14 protein-coding genes, 3 tRNA genes and 1 CRISPR repeat array are annotated in these 22,270 nt (G+C 63.9%); of the genes, 10 read left to right on the forward strand and 7 right to left on the reverse strand.

Annotated features, from left to right (window positions below; translation table 11 throughout):
- Positions 1-281 precede the first annotated feature (281 nt).
- Both cas3f and cas1f read right to left on the reverse strand, forming a co-directional pair.
- Complete coding sequence (cas3f, locus tag GYH29_RS18940) at positions 282-3,626, reverse strand: type I-F CRISPR-associated helicase Cas3f (RefSeq protein WP_161524256.1); 3,345 nt, start codon at positions 3,624-3,626, stop codon at positions 282-284.
- Positions 3,623-4,597, reverse strand: a complete 975-nt coding sequence (gene cas1f / locus GYH29_RS18945; RefSeq protein ID WP_039754084.1) for a type I-F CRISPR-associated endonuclease Cas1f — start codon at positions 4,595-4,597, stop codon at positions 3,623-3,625. Before cas1f ends, cas3f begins: the two co-directional genes overlap by 4 nt.
- Before the next feature lie 206 nt (positions 4,598-4,803).
- Positions 4,804-5,311: a CRISPR direct-repeat array (repeat unit 28 nt; unit sequence GTTCACTGCCGGATAGGCAGCTTAGAAA).
- Between the two features lie 150 nt (positions 5,312-5,461).
- Between cas1f and GYH29_RS18950 the strand changes: the two genes are divergently transcribed.
- Positions 5,462-8,140 carry a TonB-dependent receptor plug domain-containing protein gene (locus tag GYH29_RS18950; protein WP_161524257.1) on the forward strand — a complete coding sequence of 893 codons (2,679 nt, stop codon included), beginning with the start codon at positions 5,462-5,464 and terminating at the stop codon, positions 8,138-8,140.
- A 107-nt stretch (positions 8,141-8,247) separates the two neighbouring features.
- Here the strand turns inward: GYH29_RS18950 and GYH29_RS18955 are convergent.
- The 5 genes from GYH29_RS18955 to fdhD all read right to left on the reverse strand — a co-directional run bounded on the left by GYH29_RS18955 (position 8,248) and on the right by fdhD (position 10,820).
- Positions 8,248-8,322, reverse strand: a tRNA-Glu gene (locus tag GYH29_RS18955).
- Between the two features lie 6 nt (positions 8,323-8,328).
- A tRNA-Arg gene (locus GYH29_RS18960) sits at positions 8,329-8,405 on the reverse strand.
- Between the two features lie 6 nt (positions 8,406-8,411).
- Positions 8,412-8,505, reverse strand: a tRNA-Ser gene (locus GYH29_RS18965).
- 61 nt (positions 8,506-8,566) lie between these two features.
- Positions 8,567-9,793 carry an aspartate kinase gene (locus GYH29_RS18970; RefSeq protein ID WP_048414282.1) on the reverse strand — a complete coding sequence of 409 codons (1,227 nt, stop codon included), beginning with the start codon at positions 9,791-9,793 and terminating at the stop codon, positions 8,567-8,569.
- A gap of 217 nt (positions 9,794-10,010) precedes the next feature.
- Positions 10,011-10,820, reverse strand: coding sequence for a formate dehydrogenase accessory sulfurtransferase FdhD (fdhD, locus tag GYH29_RS18975; RefSeq protein WP_161524258.1), 810 nt, complete (start codon positions 10,818-10,820; stop codon positions 10,011-10,013).
- A 134-nt stretch (positions 10,821-10,954) separates the two neighbouring features.
- Between fdhD and fdnG the strand changes: the two genes are divergently transcribed.
- The 9 genes from fdnG (at position 10,955) to GYH29_RS19020 (ending at position 22,266) form a co-directional block, all read left to right on the forward strand.
- On the forward strand, positions 10,955-14,011 hold the full coding sequence (fdnG, locus tag GYH29_RS18980; RefSeq protein ID WP_157222135.1) for a formate dehydrogenase-N subunit alpha: 3,057 nt from the start codon (positions 10,955-10,957) through the stop codon (positions 14,009-14,011).
- Positions 14,012-14,020: 9 nt separating this feature from the next.
- Entirely contained in the window at positions 14,021-14,893 is an 873-nt protein-coding gene (gene fdxH / locus GYH29_RS18985; protein WP_043591190.1) for a formate dehydrogenase subunit beta, read from the forward strand.
- Positions 14,890-15,519 carry a formate dehydrogenase subunit gamma gene (locus tag GYH29_RS18990; RefSeq protein WP_043591192.1) on the forward strand — a complete coding sequence of 210 codons (630 nt, stop codon included), beginning with the start codon at positions 14,890-14,892 and terminating at the stop codon, positions 15,517-15,519. The genes fdxH and GYH29_RS18990 overlap by 4 nt, the downstream gene beginning before the upstream one ends.
- Positions 15,516-16,442, forward strand: a complete 927-nt coding sequence (gene fdhE, locus GYH29_RS18995) for a formate dehydrogenase accessory protein FdhE (protein ID WP_161524259.1) — start codon at positions 15,516-15,518, stop codon at positions 16,440-16,442. The genes GYH29_RS18990 and fdhE overlap by 4 nt, the downstream gene beginning before the upstream one ends.
- A gap of 148 nt (positions 16,443-16,590) precedes the next feature.
- On the forward strand, positions 16,591-17,598 hold the full coding sequence (locus tag GYH29_RS19000; protein WP_019103012.1) for a hypothetical protein: 1,008 nt from the start codon (positions 16,591-16,593) through the stop codon (positions 17,596-17,598).
- A gap of 17 nt (positions 17,599-17,615) precedes the next feature.
- The gene (locus tag GYH29_RS19005; RefSeq protein ID WP_019103013.1) at positions 17,616-17,984 is read left to right on the forward strand and encodes a response regulator; all 369 of its coding nucleotides are present in this window, start codon (positions 17,616-17,618) and stop codon (positions 17,982-17,984) included.
- A gap of 13 nt (positions 17,985-17,997) precedes the next feature.
- A complete protein-coding gene (locus GYH29_RS19010) occupies positions 17,998-18,348 on the forward strand; it encodes an STAS domain-containing protein (protein WP_019103014.1) in 351 nt (116 codons plus the stop codon).
- Positions 18,338-20,632 (forward strand): chemotaxis protein CheA, encoded by a 2,295-nt coding sequence (locus GYH29_RS19015; protein ID WP_161524260.1) that lies wholly within the window; start codon positions 18,338-18,340, stop codon positions 20,630-20,632. The genes GYH29_RS19010 and GYH29_RS19015 overlap by 11 nt, the downstream gene beginning before the upstream one ends.
- Positions 20,629-22,266: a methyl-accepting chemotaxis protein gene (locus GYH29_RS19020; protein ID WP_052052019.1), complete on the forward strand. Its 1,638-nt coding sequence runs from the start codon at positions 20,629-20,631 to the stop codon at positions 22,264-22,266. The genes GYH29_RS19015 and GYH29_RS19020 overlap by 4 nt, the downstream gene beginning before the upstream one ends.
- Positions 22,267-22,270: the final 4 nt, after the last annotated feature.

Here is a 22,270-nt window from a genome sequence, read left to right on the forward strand (position 1 = left end):
CGGCTTCCCGCCGGGTCCCGTCAGGCCCGAGGCGCGGCTGAACTCGCGATTTGCTAACGTCAAATCGCTCAAACAAAGCAGCCGCTTAAAACCTCGGGCCGGCCACCCGACGGCAGGCTTGAAGGGGCTCAGGGTACGTCGAATACGCGGTTTCCTACGTATCTACACAACGCTTCACCTTACTCATATAAAGATCATCACAGGCTCCAAGAAGCGCCCCACTCGGCCAAGATTGCCGGCAATACCCACACCGCTATCTCGAACGTTTGCCACGTCTGGCCTCAAGCCTTGCAAAACCCCAGTGCCGGATGGAAGCGCCAGCCATTGTCAGACTGCGGCAAGCTCAACCCGCCAAAGCGCCGCGCGCAAGTCTCCAGTTCCATGCCCAGCTCCGCCGCCAGCTCGGCCAAGGCCGCCGGATATTCGCTGACGCCCCAGGGCCGGATATTCGGCTGCGTCAACGCCGCCTCCGGCACCCGCTGGTTCAGGCTGGCCTCCACCGGCGTGAAATGCGGCGGCTCCGGCCACGGCCGGCTTTCCACTCGGTGCAGCGCGTAATCGTCCCCGTCCTCGGTGGGCAGCAACAGCAAGTCCACTTCCGGCTCGCCGCCGGCGCGAAAGGGCTGCTGCTGCGCCAGCACCCCGCTGAGCAGCGCCTGCGGCTGCTGCCAACAGCTATACGCACCCAGCGGCGCGATGGCCTGGCCCTCCCGCCCCGGCCGGCTGCTGGCGGCTCTGACCTGGCCAGCCGGCGACATCAGCTGCGCCAGCCGCGCGTGCTCCAGGTGCGACAAGCGCCGCTTCGGCTGCAGCGGCTCCGGTTGCACGATGCGCGGCCGCGCGTCCAGATGCCGGTACTCGTCCTCCTCCAGCAGCTCGCTCAACAGATGGCTGTCCAAGGGGAAGGCCTCGTCCTCGAAACCCGGCCAGCGGAAAGCCGGCTGATCCGGCTGTTCCACGCTGCTTAGATTGCGCTCGCAAATCAGCACGTTCACCGCCTCCCAGGGATCCGGGCGGTGGCGGCGCAGCCGGCCGGCCAGCTGGATCAGCGAACGCATGGACGAAGGCTCGACAATCGCCCAATCGTAATCATGATCCCGCCCCACCTCGGTCACCGGCGAACCCAGCACGATGAACACATGCTCGCGCTCCGGCTCCGCGTCCAGCTCGCGACGGATGGCCGGCAGCGTGAACACCGCTTCCGCTTGCTCGCGGTTCAGCGCCTGGTCCAGCTGGCGCTCGATGGCGGAACGCAGCAGCAAGGGGTATTGCGAGTGGTAAACGCATAAATGCAGCTGCCAGTGCGCCGGCCACGGCAGCGCGTACAAGGCCAGCGCCACCTCGAACAAGGGCTGGATATTGGCCATGCGCACCAGGCCGAAGCTGACCGCCTGGCCGCTGATTGGATCCCGCTGCTGATTGAGCCGGTGCAAGCGCTCTATGGCCGGCTGCAACTGGGCGGCGAACTCGCGGCGCAACGCCGGCGCCTGCCCCTGGCCAAAGCTCAACGGCAGCAGTTCGGCGTTGCGCCGCGCCGGCTGCGTGGCCAGCCAATCGGCGCGCCGGCCGGCGAACTGCCGCTGCCGCCGGCGGAAAGCGTCGACATCGGCGCAATCCTCCTGGGCCTGGTCCTGTTCATCCACCCAGGCGCAGCACGCCGCCAGCGGCCGCCCCGGCTGGCCGCGATTGGCCTGAAACTGACGACGGCCGGCCAGATACGCTTCGAACAAACCTTCAATCAGCGCCGGCGGCAAGGTGGCGGACGACAGCAACAGCCGGCTGCCCAGCAGGCCGGCCCAATGCGCCAGCCGGGTCAGCGCCGGCAAGTCCGCCAGATCGAAGTCGTCCGGCTCGTCCAGCACCAGGTCCCCGCTCATCAGCCGCAGCATGGGCGCAATCTGCCGCCCGCCGCGCAGGCTTTCCGTCGCTGGCGTCAGGTGGTCTATGGTGCACACCAGCAGCGGCGCCTGCAGCAGCTTGGCCGTTTGCGGATCGCGCAGCGCGCGCGACAACAGCGGGTGCTCGCCGCCGGCCTCGTAGCGCACCTCGCCGCCCTCGTCCCACAAGGCTTGGCGCGAGGCAGAGCCGCTGGCCTCCGCCTGCTGTTGATGGTGTTTGAACAACTGGGTGTTGGCGCTGCCGCCCACGCAGATGGCCAGATCGTCGTCGTTCAGGCGCAGCTGCTGGCAGAAGGCCTGACCGGTTTGCAGCGTCAGCGCGCGCAAGCCCAGCGCAAACGCGCAACGCAGGCCCAGCGCCGGGTCCGCCAAGGCATACATGATCCGCGCATTGCCCAGTGTCTTGCCGCAGCCGGTGGACGCCATATTGACGATGAAAGCGCCCTGCTCCGCCGCCCGCGCGCGCATCCCCGCGGCCAGATCCGCAGCCCGGTCCTGCCAACGGAAGCGTGTGTCGGCGCTGCGCTGCAGCAAGCGCTTGCGCCGCAACAGCCGCGGCAACTCCCGCTCAAAACCGGGCAAGGCGCGGCATACCAGGGCGCTATGCTCCGCCACGCCCAGTAAATGCTCGTCCAGCGGCTGATTGAAATCGCCGGACCCGCCATGGGTATTGGCCCACAGCGGATAGCCGGCCTGGCCGCGCTTGTGCCGCAGCTGCGCGTAATCCAGGCTGGAGAAATGATGGTCCGCCAGCATCAGGCTCAGCCGCGCCACGTGCATCGCGTAAAGATTGTCCAGCCAGCGCGTCTCGCCGCGCGCGGCCAAACGCGCGGCCAGCTTGTCCGCCAGCCGCGCGGCGCGGCGGCTCCAGGCCGGCGTGCTCACCGGCAGGCCCTGCGGAAAGCGCCAGTACGGCGCCAGCTGCGCCGGCTCGGCCTCAGCATCCCGCCATTCATTCCAGCGCGCGTCGATATGAGCGGGAATGTTCAACAACATCCGGCTTTGAAAACCCTGCAGCTTGCCGCCCAAGCGGCACTGTTTGCCCTCCGCGAAGTCCGGTATCAGCGGCAGCCGGTGATGCGTCAGCACCAGCCAGCCCACCGCGGCGGCCAGCGGCGGCAAACGGGAAAACGGCGGCTCGCACTCCGCCCCCATGCCGTCCGCCTGCAAGCGCTCCAACCAGATGGCATGGTCCTGCTCCGTCGGCTGCCGCAAGCGCGCCAGCCAGCCGGCGTCGTCGTCGTCGCCGACAAAGGCCTGAAACAAACGCAAGGACACCCACTCGTGGCGGTAGAGATTGCGCTCGGTCCGCTCGCCGCGCAGCCGTTGCTGAAACGCCTGGCTGGCCTTGCCCAGATCGTGCAGCAAGGCCGCCAGGCCAGCCAGCAGCTGGATGTCCTCGCCGCTGTGCCAATCGTTCTCATCCGCGCTGCGCAGCACATTGCGGCGGGTGCTATGCGTGGGCGTGGCGCCGTCGGCATTGAAGCGGCTGGCGTCGCCCACTATCCACAACAGCTCGCTATGGTCCTGGCCGCGTATCCAGTGGCAGGCCACCGCGGTATTCTTGCGCGCGCTCTGGCGCAGCAAACGCCGCAGCGTGTCCAGCCCGGCTTGGGTGATCGGCGTTTGCCAGACGCGGTCGCCGCGGCGTTCGGCGAACTGGTCCAGAATCTGCCGGCTGCGCGTCAGCGCCTTCTTGTCGCATTGCGAGATCAGCAGGATATTCATGCCGCCCGCCCCCGCCGCTCGGCAATGTCCTTCAAGGTGTCGATGATGAAATCCAGCGCCTCGCCGCGGGTCAGCGCCTCGATGCAGGCCTGGCGGAAGGTCTGCTCATCGTCGCCGCGCATCGCGGAGACAAAGGCCTGCGGCAGGATCAGCGCGTCCTTGACCAGGTCCGCCGCGTCAAACACCAGCCCTCCGCGCCGGGTCTTGCCGTGCAGCACCGCCAGGCCGTGCGGCAAGCCCAGCACCCAGGCCGCGGTGGCGCCCAGGCCGTAAGCCAGGTAATTGCCGTGGTCCAGAAACGCGTTGGCCGGGTCCGTGCCGGCGCCGCGCTTGGCGCGGCTGAAATCGCCATAGCCGGTGGCCTGCGCCGCTAGGCGGAACAGCAGCTTGGTCAGCCGCGCCTCCTCGGTCAGCAAATGCGCGTGGTCCGGCGCCTGGGCAATCGCCTGGCGCGAGGCCTGCAAGGCCGCCTCCAGGCTGGCCTCTTCCACCACGAAACCGGCTTCACGCAAAGCGCGGCTGCCCAGCCAATGCCGCTGCAAACAGCCCAGCCGCGCCAGCTGCACATCCTTGGCGGCCGCCAGCCGCTGCGCGTCGTCAAACCAGAAGCGCACCCAGTACTGCAGATATTCCGTGGGCCGGTACTCGCTTTGCGGCGCAAACCACGCCGCCTCCTGCTCCAGCTCATTGGCGCTGAACAAGGGCGTGCCGCCCCCGCCGCAAAAGCCCACCATCACCCCGGCCTTGGCCAGCTCCCGCATCGCCGCCTGCGTCACCGAAGTGCCGGTGCCCAGCAGGATGCAGCTGGTGTTGGCGATGGGGATATTCCAATACAACGAAGCCTTGCCGGCATCGGTGACGTACTCCACCCGCCCGCCGTTGACCAGCACCCGGCAGTGCTGCAGGTAATAAAGATTGGCGCGCTTGGAATGCAGAATGGTCTTGAGATCGGACGGGGAAAAATCGGACATGACGATACCTTCGGGATGGAACTCGATGGCATATTTTGCCATGGGCATGAACGGCATGGCAGCCTGCGCGACAAACCCTTTTTTTCCGCCCCCTGTGGCTGACATTTAAAAACAATGACTTAGCGATGGCATGGAAATTTGGGTCAAAGCCGGAAGAATCGCTGCAAATGCCCACGCCATAAGGACTGTGGGCGGTGTAGACTCTAGTTCACTGCCGGATAGGCAGCTTAGAAATCCTTGAGCTTGACCAAGGCCATGCTCAGGTCGTTCACTGCCGGATAGGCAGCTTAGAAAAAAGCCCGAGAATGGCGCCAGAAACAAGCACGGTTCACTGCCGGATAGGCAGCTTAGAAAACACGATGATCGGCGCGGCGGTGTTGTTGATCGTTCACTGCCGGATAGGCAGCTTAGAAATCGCCCCCGCCCCGCCGCCACCAGCGGCAGGGGTTCACTGCCGGATAGGCAGCTTAGAAAAAGGAAGTGGCCGGCGTAGAACTGAAGGGTGAGTTCACTGCCGGATAGGCAGCTTAGAAAACTATCGACACTGTGACCACGCAACTACACGGGTTCTCTGCCGGATAGGCAGCTTAGAAAAGACAGACAAGGCCGGCAAGATTTCGACCTCTGTTCTCTGCCGGATAGGCAGCTTAGAAATCTGCATGGGGGCATGACTATGAAGAGTCATGGTTCTCTGCCGGATGGGCAGCCTAGAAAGGCTCCCCAACCCCTCCCCCGCAATGCTTCCAATCACATTATTCTTAATTTGAATAACAATCTAATTTTCCAGATTTTTAACACATATGCAATCGTGCTAGATTTTGTTCTCCAAAATCAATAAAGGGCCGGCACAGCCGGCGTTCCACGATGGCATATCCACATTTCACCCTCTCCGCGCTGGCGCTGGCCTTGGCAGGGCAAGCCTTGCCGGCGCTGGCCGCCGACGGCAACACGCTGGACAGCGTCACCATCACCGGGTCGCGCATTGCGCGCGCCGGCAAGGAAGGTCCCACCGGGGTCACGGTGCTGAGCGGCGCCGATATCGAAAAACAGGGTTACACCAATGTCTACGACGCGCTGAACAATCTGGCGCAGAACACCGGCTTTACCCAGGGCGCGGATTTCGGCAATACCTTCACCCCGGCCGCCAACGCCATCAGCCTGCGCGGGCTGGGGCCCAACCATACGCTGACCCTGCTCAACGGCCGCCGCATCGCCGATTACCCGGTGGCTTACGAGGGTTCGGTCAACTTCGTCAATCTGGCCAATATCCCGGCGGCGATGATTGAGCGCATCGAGGTGCTTAACGGCGGCGCGTCGGCGATTTACGGCTCGGACGCCATCGCCGGCGTGGTCAATGTGATCCTGAAAAAGAAGGCCGACGGCACCACGGTCAACGTCAAGGCCGGCGGCAGCGAGCATCACGGCGGCGAAAACCTGCGCCTGCAGCTGAGCGGCGGCAAGAGCTGGGACAAGCTGAACCTGGTCTACGCGCTGGAATTGAGCCAACGCAACCCGATCTGGTCGCGCCAGCGCGGCTTCATGGCGGACAACACCGTCAACGGCGCGGCGCCCACCACGGTGTGGTCGCAGAAGGATGTGAAGACCGGCAAGTTCATCGATCCCGGCGCGGCTTGCGGCGAGCTGGGCGGCTTGTACGCCGGCAGCGTGCGCGCCTACCGCACCAGCAAGACCAATGTTTGCGCCAGCCCGCTGGCCAAGGCCTCGTACTGGACGGTGCAGACCGCCAACCAAAGCCAAAACGGTTATCTGAGCCTGAACTACGCGCTCAACGATCATCTTGAGCTCTTTGGCGACGCGCTGCTGGCCTTCAATCACAGCGAGAACAACACCCGCGGCCCCAGCTGGACCTCCGCCGGCGGCAACGGCGGCTATTTCCTGAACCAGAACAGCGGCCGCTACGAGGCCTGGACCCGGCTGCTGTCGCCGGAGGAGATGGGCGGCGCCAGCCGTTACAACCGCAAATGGGACGATGTGGCGGCCAACCTGACCTTCGGCCTGCGCGGCGCGGTGCCGGACAGCAGCTGGAGTTACGAAGCCGCTTACAACGCGTCTATCTACACCAGCCAGAACATCGCGCCGCGGCTGCTGGCCAATGCGGACAGCTTCTTCCTGGGCCAGCAGCAGGGCGTGGACGCCAAGGGGGTGCCGATTTACGCGCCGTCGGCCGGGCCGTTCAACCGCCGGCTGAGCCAGACGGAGTTCGACAGCATCGCCGGGCGCTCGGTGAGCCAGAACAAGTCCTGGCTGCAGGCGCTGAGCCTAAGCGGCAGCGGCGAGTTGTTCAAGCTGCCGGCCGGAGCGGTGAAGCTGGCCGGCACGCTGGAATGGGGCAGCCAGGGCTTCAGCAACGATCCGGACCCGCTGATCAATCAGGGCGCTTTCTACAATACCTCGCCGGCCGCGCACGCCGGCGGCACCCGCTCGCGCCAGGCGGCGGGCGGCGAGCTGTACATCCCGGTATTCAAGCAGCTGAACCTGACCCTGTCCGGCCGCTACGACCGCTACCAGCTGCCGGACAGCAGCGCCGGCAAGTTCACTTACGGCGCCGGCCTGGAGTTCCGGCCGCTGAACACGCTGCTGCTGCGCGGTAGTTACGCCACCAGCTTCCGCGCGCCGGACATGAATTACCTGTTCCTGACTCAGAGCCGCGGCTATTACTCGTCCAGCACCGATTACTGGCGTTGCGCCCAGGCCGGCCAGCCGCTGGCTAGCTGCGACTATAAGAGCATGTCGCCGGGCGCGGATTACGTGAAGAACGGCAACTCCGAACTGAAACCGGAAAACGGCAAGTCCTACGGCTTCGGCTTTGTGTGGTCGCCCAGCAGCAGCGCGGATATTTCGGTGGATTACTGGGACATCGCCATCAATGATCTGGTCACCGACCTGAGCGGCGACAAGCTGCTGCGCGACGAGGCGCTATGCCGCGCCGGCATGCTGGACGCGTCGTCCCAGCTGTGCCAGGACACGCTGCGCCGAGTGCAGCGCAATCCCGACAGCGCGCTGATCAACCCGGGCGCGGTCAAGCAGATCGTGGTCAACCCGATCAACGCCGCCAGCGAGCGCACCAGCGGTTTCGACATCGCCGGCAAGCTGCGCTGGAGAACCGCCAACTGGGGCGGCTTCCTGCTGAAAGCCAATTACACCAAGGTGTTGAAGCACACTTACCAGCAGTTTGCCGGCGATGCGGAAAAGAATATGTTGAACGACCCGGAAAACACCGATTGGCCGGACAAGCTGGACACCAGCCTGACCTGGGACATCGGCCCGTGGTCGTCCACCGTGCTGCTGACCCGCTACGGCAAGATCCCCAAAGCCAACGGCTCCGGCAATTTGACGCCCACGGTGCTGGCCAATTTCAGCACTCAGTACCAGTGGAACAAGCGGACGTCGGTGGGGCTTATCGTCAACAATGTGCTGGACACCATCAAGCGCGACGACACCAGCGGCTGGCCTTACTACCCGGTGGGCAGTTATCTGCCCTATGGCCGCCAGTGGTGGGTTGAGTTGAACCACAAGTTCTGAGCCAGACGGCCTGCGCCGATCCGCGCGGGCGGCCTGCCGCCGCCTGCGCTCAAAGCAACGGCGCAATGCAAAAAACCCACCGCTTGCGCGATGGGTTTTTCTAAATCTGGCGTCCCCACGGGGAATCGAACCCCGGCTACCGCCGTGAAAGGGCGGTGTTCTAACCGCTAAACTATAGGGACATCAAGTGGCGCACCCGGAGCGATTCGAACGCCCGACCCTCTGGTTCGTAGCCAGATACTCTATCCAACTGAGCTACGGGTGCGCTGACTGGCGGAGAAAGAGGGATTCGAACCCTCGATACAGGTTTAAGCCCGTATGCTTCCTTAGCAGGGAAGTGCCTTCGACCACTCGGCCATTTCTCCGTTCAGAGAGCGCCATATTAATTAGCGCTGCGCCCTCTGTCAAGCGTGAATCCGAAATTATTTACGCCGGCTGGTCCAGTCCAAAAACTTTATGCAAAACGCGAACCGCCAGCTCCAGATACTTCTCGTCCAACAGCACCGATACCTTGATTTCCGAGGTGGAGATCATCTGGATGTTGATGCCCTCTTCCGCCAGAGTGCGGAACATGGTGGAGGCGATGCCGCAGTGCGAACGCATGCCCACGCCCACAATGGAAATCTTGGCCACCTTGTCGTCGGCGTCGATCTTGGCGGCGCCGATATGGGTCTGCACTTCGCGCAGGATGGTCAGCGCGCGCTGGAATTCGCCGCGCGGCACGGTGAAGGAGAAATCGGTCGCGCCGTTTTCGCCCACGTTCTGGATGATCATGTCCACTTCGATATTGGCATCGGCGATCGGCCCCAGAATCTGGTAGGCGATGCCAGGCTTGTCCGGCACGCCCTTGACGTTGATGCGCGCTTCGTTACGGTCAAATGCGATGCCTGCGACAACGGCCTTTTCCATGCTTTCATCTTCCTCATACGTAATCAGGGTGCCTTCGCCTTCGTCTTCGAAGCTGGAGAGCACGCGCAAACGAACCTTGTACTTGCCGGCGAACTCCACCGAGCGGATTTGCAGCACCTTGGAGCCCAAGGACGCCATTTCGATCATTTCCTCGAAAGTGACGGTCTTCAGGCGGCGCGCTTCCGGCACCACGCGCGGATCGGTGGTGTATACGCCGTCCACATCGGTGTAGATCTGGCATTCGTCGGCCTTCAGCGCGGCGGCCAGCGCCACGGCGGAGGTGTCCGAGCCGCCGCGGCCCAGCGTGGTGATGTCGCCGTCTTCGTCCACGCCCTGGAAGCCGGCGACGATGACGACGCGGCCTTCATTGAGGTCTGAGCGCATCGCGGCGTCGTCGATATCCTGAATGCGGGCCTTGGTGTGGGCGTTGTCGGTGACCAGTTTCACTTGCCAGCCGCAGTAGCTCTTGGCCGGCACGCCGATTTCCTTCAGCGCCATGGCCAGCAGGCCGATGGTGACTTGCTCGCCGGTGGATACCACCACATCCAGCTCGCGCGGGTCCGGATAGTCCTGAATCTCCTTTGCCAGGGCGATGAGGCGGTTGGTTTCGCCGCTCATGGCGGACACCACCACCACGACATCATGTCCCTGCGACTTCCACTTGGCGACACGGCGGGCAACGTTCTTGATCCGTTCGGTGGTTCCAACCGAAGTGCCGCCGTACTTTTGTACGATGAGTGCCATGCTTGTTTCTTATATTCGAAAGGGTTGAAATGTCGAGCTTCGATTCTGACCCCAACTTGCCAAGAATTGCAAGACGGAATTCACCGCCGATATTGCATTGCAAAACCAGCTGCCGGCCCCTGCCGGAGTATCGCGACGCAAGCTGCCGGCGCTGCCGTGCTTGCCGGCATCAATCCACGGCAGCCATGCCGTTTACTGGCAGATTATTTCTGTTGGATTACATGCGCAAACGTTCGGGACAACTATAGAGATTGGCGCGGCCGCAGCCGGCGAAGCCGATCAAGGTCAGGCTGTAGCGCGCGGCCATCTCCACCGCCAGCGAAGTGGGCGCGGACATCGCTATCAGGATTTCGATGCCGGCGGCGGCGGCCTTCTGCGCCATTTCATAACTGGCGCGGCTGGTGACGACGGCTGCGCCATCGCGCCAGCCCTGGCGCGCGCGCGCGCCGATCAGCTTGTCCAGCGCCACATGACGGCCCACGTCCTCGCTAAGATGCAGTAGTTCGCCCTGAGGCGTCACCCAGCCGGCGGCGTGGGCGCAGGCGGTGGCTTGAGATAGGCTTTGCGCCTGCTGCAAGGCCGGCAAGGCGCGCGCTAGCGCGTCCAGGCTAAAGCTTTGAGTAACCGGCAGCGGCGGCAGCGGCCGGTGGATTTCGGCCAACTGCTCCACGCCGCACAAGCCGCAGCCGGTGCGCCCGGCCAGTTGGCGGCGGCGTTCTTTCAGGGCCATGAACCGGGCCGAAGCCAGCTCGATATGGACCTCCACCCCGCGCTCGCCCGGAAGGATGTCGACGCCGTAGATCTCGCCCGGATGGGCGATGATGCCTTCGGCCAGGCTAAAACCGAGCGCGAAGTCTTCCAGCGCCATCGGGCTGGCCATCATCACCACGTGGGACAGGCCGTTGTACACCAGCGCCACCGGGGTTTCCACCGCCACCCAGTCTTGCCTGGCCTGAGCGCCGCCATCGCGGCAATCTAGAATGCCCAGCTCAAGCGCCGCATGCTCCAGCGCTTCATTTTTTTTCATAGAATTTGGCCTGCCATCAGCTGCAATAGTTTGTACTAATTGATACCTAGGGCGATAATAGATTTTCCGCTGTGAGTGAGCAATGCGCCCTTGGTGGGTCAAGGGCGCCAGGTTCATACCAAGGAGACAAACCCATGCAAGTCAGCAGACGGCAGTTTTTCAAGCTCTGCGCCGGCGGCATGGCAGGCACCACCATCGCGACCCTGGGCTTCATGCCCGAAACCGCGCTGGCCGACACGCGCAGCTATAAATTGATGCGCGCGACGGAAACCCGGAATACCTGTCCATACTGTTCGGTGGGCTGTGGCATCTTGATGTACAGCCTGGGCGACGGCGCCAAGAACGCCAAAGCCGATATTTTCCACATTGAAGGCGATCCGGACCACCCGGTCAATCGCGGCGCGCTCTGTCCCAAGGGCGCCGGCCTGATCGACTTCATCCACAGCCCCAACCGCCTACGCTACCCCGAAGTGCGCGAAGCGGGCTCCAACGAATTCAAACGCATCAGCTGGGACGAAGCCTTCGAGCGCATCGCCGCCCACATGAAGCGCGACCGCGACGCCAACTTTGTCGAGAAAAACGCCGATGGCGTCACCGTCAACCGTTGGCTGACCACGGGCTTCCTGGCCGCATCCGCGTCCAGCAACGAGGCCGGCTGGCTCACCCACAAATTCACCCGCAGCCTGGGGCTGCTGGCGGTCGACAACCAGGCGCGTGTATGACACGGACCAACGGTGGCAAGTCTTGCCCCAACATTTGGTCGCGGTGCCATGACAAACCATTGGGTCGACATCAAGAACGCCAACCTCATTGTCGTCATGGGCGGCAATGCGGCCGAGGCGCACCCGGTGGGTTTCCGCTGGGCGATTGAAGCCAAGACCCGCAACAAGGCGAAGCTGATCGTCATTGATCCGCGCTTCACCCGCACGGCCTCGGTGGCGGATTATTACGCCCCCATCCGCACCGGCACGGACATTGCGTTCCTGTCCGGCGTGATCCGCTACCTGCTGCAAACCGGCAAGTACAATAAGGAATACACGCTGGCCTACACCAATGCCGCGCTCTTGGTGAACCCGGACTTCAAGTTCGACGATGGCCTGTTCTCCGGCTACAACGCGGAGAAGCACAGCTACGACAAATCCACCTGGACTTACCAGCTGGACGACAAGGGCATGGCCAAGCGCGACGACAGCCTGTCCGACCCGCGCTGCGTAATCAATCTGATGCGCGACCACGTGGCCCGCTATACGCCGGAAATGGTGGAAACCCTGTGCGGCACACCCAAGGACGCCTTCCTCAAGGTATGCGAATACCTGGCGGAAACCGGCGCCCACGACAAGACCACCTCCTTCCTGTACGCGCTGGGCTGGACGCAGCACTCCATCGGTTCGCAGAACATCCGCACCATGGCGATGATCCAGCTGCTGCTGGGCAATATGGGCATGGCCGGCGGCGGGGTCAACGCCTTGCGCGGCCACTCCAACATCCAGGGTCTGACCGATATCGGCCTGCTGTCCACCAGCTTGCCGGGCTATCTGAACATGCCCTCGGAGAAAGAGCCCACGCTGGAGGCCTATCTGGCCAAGTACACCAGCAAGCCGCTGGCCGACGGGCAGATGAACTACTGGCAGAACTATCCCAAGTTCTTCATCTCGCTGATGAAGGCGATGTGGGGCGACAAGGCCACCGCCGACAACCAGTGGGGCTATGACTGGCTGCCCAAGTGGGACAAGAGCTACGACGTGCTGCAGTACTTCGAGCTGATGCACCAGGGCAAGATCAACGGCTATTTCTGTCAGGGCTTCAACCCGGTACTGGCTTTCCCGGACAAGAACAAGGTGGTGTCTTCGCTCTCCAAGCTGAAGTACTTGGTGATCATGGACCCGCTGGCCACCGACACCTCCACCTTCTGGAAAAACCACGGCGAACAGAACGATGTGAAGACCGCGGAGATCCAGACCGAGGTGTTCCGCCTGCCCACCACCTGTTTCGCCGAGGAAGACGGCGCGGTGGTCAACTCCGGCCGCTGGCTGCAATGGCACTGGAAAGGCGCGGACGCGCCGGGCGAAGCCATCACCGACGCGGAAATCCTGGCCGGCATCTTCACCCGCCTGAAGGCGCAGTACGCCAAGGATGGCGGCAAGAACGCCGAGGCCATCATGAGCCTGTCCTGGGCTTACGGCAACCCGCACGAGCCCAAGCCGGAAGAACTGGCCAAGGAGCTCAACGGCAAGGCGCTGGCGGACATCCCGGATCCAAAGAACCCGGGACAGTTCCTGGCCAGGAAAGGCGAGCTGCTGTCCGGCTTCGCCCTGATGCAGGCGGACGGCAGCACCGCGTCCGGCTGTTGGATTTTCGCCGGCAGCTGGACCCAGGCCGGCAACCAGATGGCGCGCCGCGACAACAGCGACCCGTCCGGGCTGGGCAACACTCTGGGCTGGGCCTGGGCGTGGCCGGCCAACCGCCGCGTGCTGTACAACCGCGCTTCCTGTAAGCCGGACGGCACGCCGTGGGACAAGAAGCGGACGCTGATCAAGTGGAACGGCGAAAAATGGGTGGGCGTGGACGTGCCTGACTTCAAGGCCGACGAGCCGCCCGGCAGCGCCATGGGCCCCTTCATCATGCAGGCCGAGGGCCTGGGGCGGCTGTTCGCGCTCGACAAGATGGCGGAAGGCCCGTTCCCCGAGCACTACGAGCCGTTCGAAACGCCGCTGGGCACCAACCCGCTGCATCCCAAGGTGGTGTCCAATCCGGCTGCGCGGGTGTTCGCCGCGGACCGCGAACAGATGGGCAAGCACGACGCCTTCCCGTACGCGGCCACCACTTACCGGCTGACCGAGCACTTCCACGGCTGGACCAAGCACGCGCGGCTGAACGCGATCGCCCAGCCGGAGCAGTTCGTGGAAATCGGCGAGGCGCTGGCCAAGGAGAAAGGCATCGCCCACGGCGACACGGTGAAAGTGTCGTCCAAGCGCGGCTATATCAAGGCCAAGGCGGTGGTGACCAAGCGCATCCGCGCGCTGCAGTCGGGCGGCAAGACGGTGCACCAGGTCGGGATTCCGATTCACTGGGGTTATGAAGGAGTGGCCAAGAAAGGCTTCAGCGCCAACACGCTGACGCCGTTTGTCGGCGACGCCAACACCCAGACCCCGGAATTCAAGTCCTTCCTGGTCAACGTCGAGAAAGTATAAGGAGCGACCATGTCACTGCAATCGCAAGATATCCAGCGCCGCTCCGCCAGCCCCACCCAGCCGCCGGTGGTGCGCGATTACAAGGCCGAGGTGGCCAAGCTGATCGACGTGTCCACCTGCATCGGCTGCAAGGCCTGCCAGGTGGCCTGCTCGGAGTGGAACGACATCCGCGACGAAGTGGGCAGCAACGTCGGCGTCTACGACAACCCGGCCGATCTCACCGCCCACAGCTGGACGGTGATGCGCTACAGCGAGGTGGAAGAAAGCGGCAAGCTGGAGTGGCTGATCCGCAAGGACGGCTGCATGCACTGCGCCGATCCGGGCTGTCTGAAGGCCTGTCCGTCGCCGGGTGCCATCATCCAGTACGCCAACGGCATCGTGGACTTTCAGTCCGAGCACTGCATCGGCTGCGGCTATTGCATCTCCGGCTGTCCGTTCAACGTCCCGCGCATCAATCAGAAGGACAACAAGGCGTATAAATGCACCTTGTGCTCCGACCGGGTGATGGTGGGCCAGGAGCCGGCCTGCGTGAAGACCTGTCCCACCGGAGCCATCCGCTTCGGCACCAAGTCCGATATGCAGACCTACGCGCACGAGCGGGTGGAAGAGCTGAAGACCCGCGGCTACGCCAACGCCGGGCTGTACGATCCGGAAGGCGTGGGCGGCACCCACGTGATGTACGTGCTGCACCACGCCGACAAGCCGGAGCTGTATTCCGGCCTGGCCAAGGATCCCAAGATCAGTCCGGTGGTCAGCCTGTGGAAAGGCATCCTCAAGCCGCTGTCCACCATAGGCCTGGCGGCTTCAGTGTTGTTCGGCTTCTTCCACTACATCGGCGTCGGCCCCAATAAGGCGGAAGAGGAAGAGGAGGAACAGGCATGAGCAAGGAAAAGCTGATCAAGCGCTACAGCGCGGCGGAACGCCTCAACCACTGGATCGTGGCGGTGTGCTTCGTGCTGTTGGCGATTTCCGGCCTGGCCTTCTTCTACCCGGCCTTCTTCTGGCTGACCGGCGTATTCGGCACGCCGCAGCTGGCGCGCATCATCCACCCCTTCGTCGGGGTGCTGATGTTCGTCGGCTTCGCGCGCCAGTTCCTGCGTTACTGGCATCACAACTTCCTGGACAAGGAAGACGTGAAGTGGATGATGGCGGTGAAGTCGGTGCTGTCCGGTCATGAGGTCGGCGACATCGGCAAGTACAACGGCGGCCAAAAAGGCATGTTCTGGCTAATGACCGGCTGCATGCTGGTGCTGGTGTGCACCGGCTTCATCATGTGGCGGCCGTACTTCGCGATGTACTTCCCCATCCCGGTGATACGCGTGGCGCTGCTCCTGCACGCCTGGAGCGCGCTGATCCTGATCGCCGGCATCATCGTCCACGTCTACGCCGCCATCTGGGTGCGCGGCACGATACGGGCGATGGTGGAAGGCGTGGTCACCCACGCCTGGGCCAAGAAGCATCATCCGCGTTGGTATCGTGAAATGACCGGAGACAAGAACAAGCCATGAGCATACGCATCGTCCCTCTGGACGAGGCTGGCCGGCTGCAAACCACGGCGGGAGAGATCCCGCCGTTGTTGCTGCCCCAGCCCGCCGAACGTTATCTGGCCCGCAGCCAGCGCCTGACAACGCTGGCCGACGGCCACCCGATGGCGGCCTATCTGGCATTCGCCGCCCGCATCGCCGCCGCGCAGCACCGCTTGGTGCGCGAACAGCCGGTGACGCTGCCGCCGCGCGGCGACTACTTCCATCATTGCGCCGAGCACGGCCTGCCGCCGCTGGGCGCCGCCGCCTGGCCGCGCGATCCGGTCTGGCGCGATCTGCTGCGCGCGCTGTGCGCGGAGCTAGCCGCCCTGCCCGGCCCCGCCGGCGAAGTAGCGCGCGAGTTGGAACAAGCGAACGACGCGGCGCTGGAAAGCGCCGCCCGCGCGCTGCTCGACGGCGATTTCGCCGCGGTTGGCTCGGCGCGCGCGCCCTTGCTGTGGGCGGCGCTGTCGGTCTACTTCAGCCAGCTGGCCGCGCAGTTGCAGGTGACGGCGGTGGCCGAACCGGACGACGCCCGCCATCTGTGCCCGGTGTGCGCGATGCCGCCGGTGGCCAGCGTGGTGCGCCTCGGCAACGAGTCCGGCCTGCGCTATCTGCATTGCAGCCTGTGCGAGAGCGAATGGCATCTGGTGCGCGCCAAGTGCAGCAATTGCGAAGCCACGCGCGACATCGGCTACTGGTCGCTGGAGCAAGGCGACAGCCAGCAGGCCGCGGTGCGAGGCGAAAGCTGCGGCGACTGCGGCAGCTACCTGAAGATCCTGGCGCTGGACAAGGACCTGAACGCCGAGCCGGTAGCCGATGACCTGGCCTCGCTGGCGCTGGATCAGCAGCTGGAGCAGCGCGGCTTTGCCCGCAGCGGGGTGAATCCGCTGCTGTTCCCCGGCTGAGAAGCGCTTCTGTTTCCACCCTGCCAGCCTCCTTCACGGAGGCTTTTTTATTGCCTAAGCAAGCGGCTTGGCCGCGCCGGCCGTTTGCATAAGAAAAAACCAACAACTACAAAAAAGGTATGACTTTTTTCTATTCCGGTTAATCGACATGGCTCTGCTCCCGCCTCTGACGCCAAGAAACCGCCTGCTGCTGGGTCTGGCCATCAATGGCGGCGTCTTGTGCTGGCTGTTTTGGGGGCATGCCCTGCTCTGGGCCGGGCTGGCGCTCAGCTCCGCCGCGCTGGCGCTGGCGCTGAGCTGGCCCTCTCCGGTCGACGCCGCGGAGCAGACGCCGAACCCCGACGCCTACTGGCAAGGCTTCGCCAGCCATGTTTGCGCCTTGCTCCCGCTGTGGGCCGGCCACATCTCCTTGGGCAAGGAACAAATGGACGACGCCGCCAATCGGTTGACCCTGCGCTTTGACGGCATCTTGCGCCAAGTCGGCGGCGCGGTGCCCAAACCCGGCGAGCACACCGACCAAGCGGCGCTGGCGCAAGCGGAAAGCCGGCTCAAGCACATGCTGCAGCTCTTGCAAAACGCCACCCGGCAGCAAACCGACCTCGCCATCCATCTGCACACACTGGGCCAATCGGCCAATACCCTGCAAAACCTGGTGCGTAGTCTGATCAGCGGCCGCCAGCTGGACGGCGAGCAAAGCATGGAACAACTGGGCAGCGATACGCTGGAGCAACTGTCCCGCTTGCAAAACCAGATCGACAAGGCGATGGACAGCCTGGCGCAGATGGCGCACGAGCCGCTGCGGCCGCATGCGCCGCTAAACCCCGCCGACCCGGCCGCCCAGGATAAAGAAGCCATGCAGGACGAAGAGGCCGCTCAGTCTCAATCCTTGCAGCAGGCGCTGGAAGATATTCTGGTGCAACTGCAATTCCAGGATAGGGTGGATCAAATCCTCAGCGGAGTGCAAAACGACATGCGCCGGCTGGAAAGCGTCTTCAGCCAGGCGCTGATCGATACCGAACAGCGGCCGACGCCGCCGGACACGGCAGCCTGGCTAGAGGCCTTGAAAAACAGCTATACCACCCATGAGCAGCGCGTCCTGCACAGCAGCGACAAGACTGAATCGGGCAATAACCAAAACAACATCACCTTTTTTTGATCCGGGGAACGCTTCCGATGGCCAAAACCATACTCATCGTCGATGATTCGGCCAGCCTGCGACAGGTGGTGCGCATGACGCTTGCCGGCGCGGGCTATGAGGTGCTGGAGGCCGGCAACGGCCAGGAGGCGCTGGATGTGCTGGACGGACGCAAAGTCCATCTGATCGTCTCCGATGTGAACATGCCGCTGATGGACGGCATCGCCTTGCTGCGCAATATCAAGGTCCATCCTAATTACAAATTCACTCCGGTGATCATGCTGACCACGGAATCCTCCGAGGAAAAGAAGCAGGAAGGCAAGGCCGCCGGCGCCAAAGCCTGGGTGGTCAAACCATTTCAGCCGCCGGTGCTGTTAACCGCCGTTTCCAAATTGATCCTGCCCTGAACGGGAGCCCGACATGCCGCGCACCCGCAAAAAATCAGACGCCCGAGACGGCGCGCCCGCCACACTGTCCGCCGACGTTTTCCAACTGACGCTCAGCGGAGAACAAACCATTTACCAGGCGGCGGAACTGCATCAGCAGCTTCACGCAGCCCTGACCGGCCACGCCGCCATCGAGCTGGATATGTCCTGTGTAGGAGAACTGGACTGCGCCATCGCCCAGGTGCTGCTGTGGCTGCGCCGGGAAAGCCTGCGCAAGGGCGTCGCGTTGCGCTTCATCGCCCCCAGCCCGGCCTCTCAGGACTTCATACGACTCGTCGGCCTGCAAGGCGAGCTCTCATTGGAAGAGGCCGCGCATGGATCTTGAACTGGCGCTGCAAACCTTCTTCGAAGAGTCCAACGATCTGCTGGGGGAGATGGAAAGCATCCTGCTGGACGCGGAGGCCGACTCCACCACCACGGAACAGCTGAACGCCCTGTTCCGCTCCATGCACACCATCAAGGGTTCCGCCGGGCTGTTTGGTCTGGACATCGTCGTCGGCTTCACCCATGAAGTGGAAAACGTGCTGGACCTGCTGCGCGACGGCGCCCTGCGGCTGGACGATATGCTGACCGGCCTGCTGCTGCGCTGCCACGACCACGTCAAGGAGATGCTCACCGCGCTGGCGGCCAAGGACAGCCTGGAGCGCTTCGCCGACACCGAACTGCTGGACGAACTGATCGCCTACAACCGCGCGGCCGGCGGCGCCGCGGCTCAGGATGCGGCGGAAACAACCCCGCCCCCGGAAGCGCCGCCAGCAGCGGCCCCATCCGAACCTCCGGCCGCGCCCGACGCGCAAAAGCCGGAGCAGTGGCTGCTGTCGCTGCGCTTCGGCCCGGACATGTTGCGCAACGGCATGGACCCGTCTTCCTTCATCCGCTATCTCGCCACCATCGGCGAGATCGATCGGATCGAAGCCATCACCACCCAACTGCCGGCCGGCGACGCCTTCAATCCGGAAACCAACTATCTGCGCCTGGAGGCGCTGTACCGCAGCCCGGAAGAACAGCAGACGCTGCTGGATGTCTTCGAATTCGCCCGCGAAGACAGCGAGGTCCATATTTGGCCGTGGCCGCCCACTTCGCGACAACAAGCGCAGACGCTGGCCAGCGCCGCGCCGGAGGAGGCCGAGGCGGTGCTGGCGGTATGGCTGCGCTTTGGCCTGGAACCCGAGACCGCCGAGCCGGAAGCCGCGCCCGACGAGTCCTTCGCGATGGAGGTGGAAACGCCGCAGGCGGAAGTCGTGGAATTGGCGCAGGAGGAACATTCCACCGCGGACCTCGATCCTGTTTTGCTCGTCGACGCGGCCCAGGAGGCCCCGGCAGCCCGCGCCGGCGTCAAGACCTCCGGCGACGCCAAAAGCGGCAAGCAGGCTGAAAGCAAATTCATCAAGGTGGAGGCTGGCAAGCTGGACAGCCTGATCAACCTGATAGGCGAACTGGTGATCGCCGGCGCCGCCGCCAACCTGGTGGCGCGCCGTTCTCAGCAAAGCGCGCTGGTGGAGGCCACTCAAACCATCGCCAACCTGATCGAACAGATCCGCGCCGGAACGCTGTCCATGCGCATGATCCAGATCGGCGAAATCTTCAGCCGCTTCCCGCGCGTGGCGCGCGATGTCTCCCGCGAACTGGGCAAGGACATCCAGCTGCACATCTCCGGCGCGGAAACCGAGCTGGACAAATCCATGGTGGAAAAACTGGGCGACCCGCTGATGCACATCGTGCGCAACGCCATAGACCACGGCATCGAAACCACGGAGCGCCGGCTCGCCAGCGGCAAGCCGGCCGAAGGGCATGTCTGGCTCAACGCCTACCATGAGTCCGGCAGCATCGTGATCGAAGTGGCCGACGACGGCGGCGGCCTCAACCAAGAGCGCATCCTGGCCAAGGCGGTGGAACGCGGCTTGGTTCCCGCCGACTCCGCGCTGCCGGAGCAGGACGTGTTCCGGCTGATCTTCGAGGCGGGCTTCTCCACCGCGGACCAGGTCACCAACATCTCCGGCCGAGGCGTCGGCATGGACGTGGTGAGAAAAAGCATAGAGCAGCTTCGCGGCACCATAGACATCGAATCAGAACTCGGGCTCGGCACCACCTTCCGCATCCGGCTGCCGCTGACGCTGGCCATCATTGACGGCTTCCTGGTGGAAGTGGCCGCCGCCACCTTCGTGGTGCCGCTGGAAGCGGTGATCGAATGCATAGAACTACCCGCCGCTCTGGACAAAGACAGCGTTCACGACTGCCTGAATCTGCGCGGCGAGTTGCTGCCGCTGCTGCGCCTGGACAGCTTCCTGGATCTGCCGTCCGTCCCGGCCAAACGCCGCAACGTGGTGGTGGTCCACTACGGCGACCGCAAGGCTGGTCTGGTAGTGGATGCCCTGCTAGGCGAATTCCAGACGGTGATCAAGCCGCTGGGCAATCTGTTCCGCCATCTCAAGGCCATCAGCGGCTCCACCATCTTGGGCACAGGCGAAGTCGCCTTGATTCTCGACGTGCCCGCCCTGATCCACCATGCCACCCAAAAAGAGGCGGAGCGGTACGCGCTGCTTCCCGCCCGGGAATGGGACGCTGGCACGACAAACACCGCGGCGAAAACGGATAGGAGCGCCCAATGAGCCAATACAAACACGGCATGTCCATCGCGCAGAAGCTCGGGCTGGGTTTCGGCCTGATCATCGCGCTGATGCTGATCTGCGTCAGCGCGGCGTTGTACGGGCTGGAAATCAGCAATATCGCCCTGCGCGACATCACCCAGATCAACAATATGGAAAGCCGGCTGGCGCGCCAATTGATCAGCGACAATCAGGACATCCGGATTGCCTACCGCAACGTGATGCTGGCGGAGGGGCCTGCCGACATCAACAACGCGCTGCAAGCCTATCAAGCGGCCAAAATCATCTATATGGACCGGGAAAAGAAGCTGGCCGAAGTGTTCCGGCAAGCCAGCAACAACACCCCACAAGAACTGGAGCAGATGAGCCGCATCCAGAATATGCGCCCCGCCACGCTGGCCCTGGTGGACAAGGCGGTGGATCTAGCCAACCAGGGCCGCCAGGACGAGGCCAAGAAATTGATGCAGAACGAGATCGCTCCGCAAATGATCGCCTTCAACCAGCAACTGACCGCGCTGGCGGACCTGGAAGACAAACTCAACGACCAACTGGCCAATCAGGCCGACGCCAGCTATCAGCAAGCCCACTGGGTGATGATAGCGCTGTCCTTGCTGGCCACCTTGATCAGCGCCGGCCTCGCCACCCTGATCACCCGCAACCTGCTGCGCACTCTGGGCGGCGAACCGCACTACGTGTCCGAAGTGATGCGTCAGGTGGCCGACGGCAATCTGGACGCGGAAATCCGGTTGCGGCCGGGCGACCAAAACAGCCTGTGCGCCGCCATCGCCGTCACCATAGAGCGGATGCGCAACATCATCGCCGAGGTCAAGAGCGGCTCCGAGGCGCTGTCCAGCGCCGCGCAGCAGATCAACTCCACCTCCCAGGCGCTGTCCCAGGCCGCCAGCGAACAGGCCGCCGGCATTGAGGAGACATCGGCCTCCGTGGAAGAGATGTCCTCGTCCATCAGCCAGACCAACGACAACGCCCGCGTCACCGAGAGCATCGCCACCAAGGCCTCGCGCGAGGCGGCCGAGGGCGGCGAGGCGGTACGCCGCACCGTAGAGGCGATGCGTCAGATCGCCGATAAGATCGGCATCGTCGACGACATCGCCTACCAAACCAATCTGCTGGCGCTCAACGCCGCCATCGAAGCCGCGCGCGCCGGCGAGCACGGCAAGGGCTTCGCCGTGGTGGCCGCCGAAGTGCGCAAGCTGGCCGAGCGCAGCCAGATCGCCGCTCAGGAAATCAGCGGCGTGGCCGGCAGCAGCGTCAAGCTGGCCGAGCAGGCCGGCCAGTTCCTGGAGGAAATCGTCCGCTCCAGCAGCCGCACCGCCGATCTGGTGCAGGAAATCGCAGCCGCCTCCAATGAACAGGCCAGCGGCGTCAGCCAGATCAACTCCGCCATCCAGCAACTGAGCCTGACCACGCAGCAGAACGCGTCCGCCAGCGAAGAACTGGCCTCCACCGCCGAGGAAATGAACGACCAGGCCGAACATCTTCACGAATTGATGGGCTACTTCAAGCTGGGCGCCGCCGAATCCTTCCACCCCGCGCCGCGCGCGCGGCGCGAGTCCGTGCTGCAGCACAAACCGCTGCACCCGCCGCTGGCGGAAGAGTCCGACTTCATCCGTTTCTAACCGG

The sequence above is a fragment of the Chromobacterium haemolyticum genome, assembly GCF_009936155.1.
GTDB lineage: Bacteria > Pseudomonadota > Gammaproteobacteria > Burkholderiales > Chromobacteriaceae > Chromobacterium > Chromobacterium haemolyticum.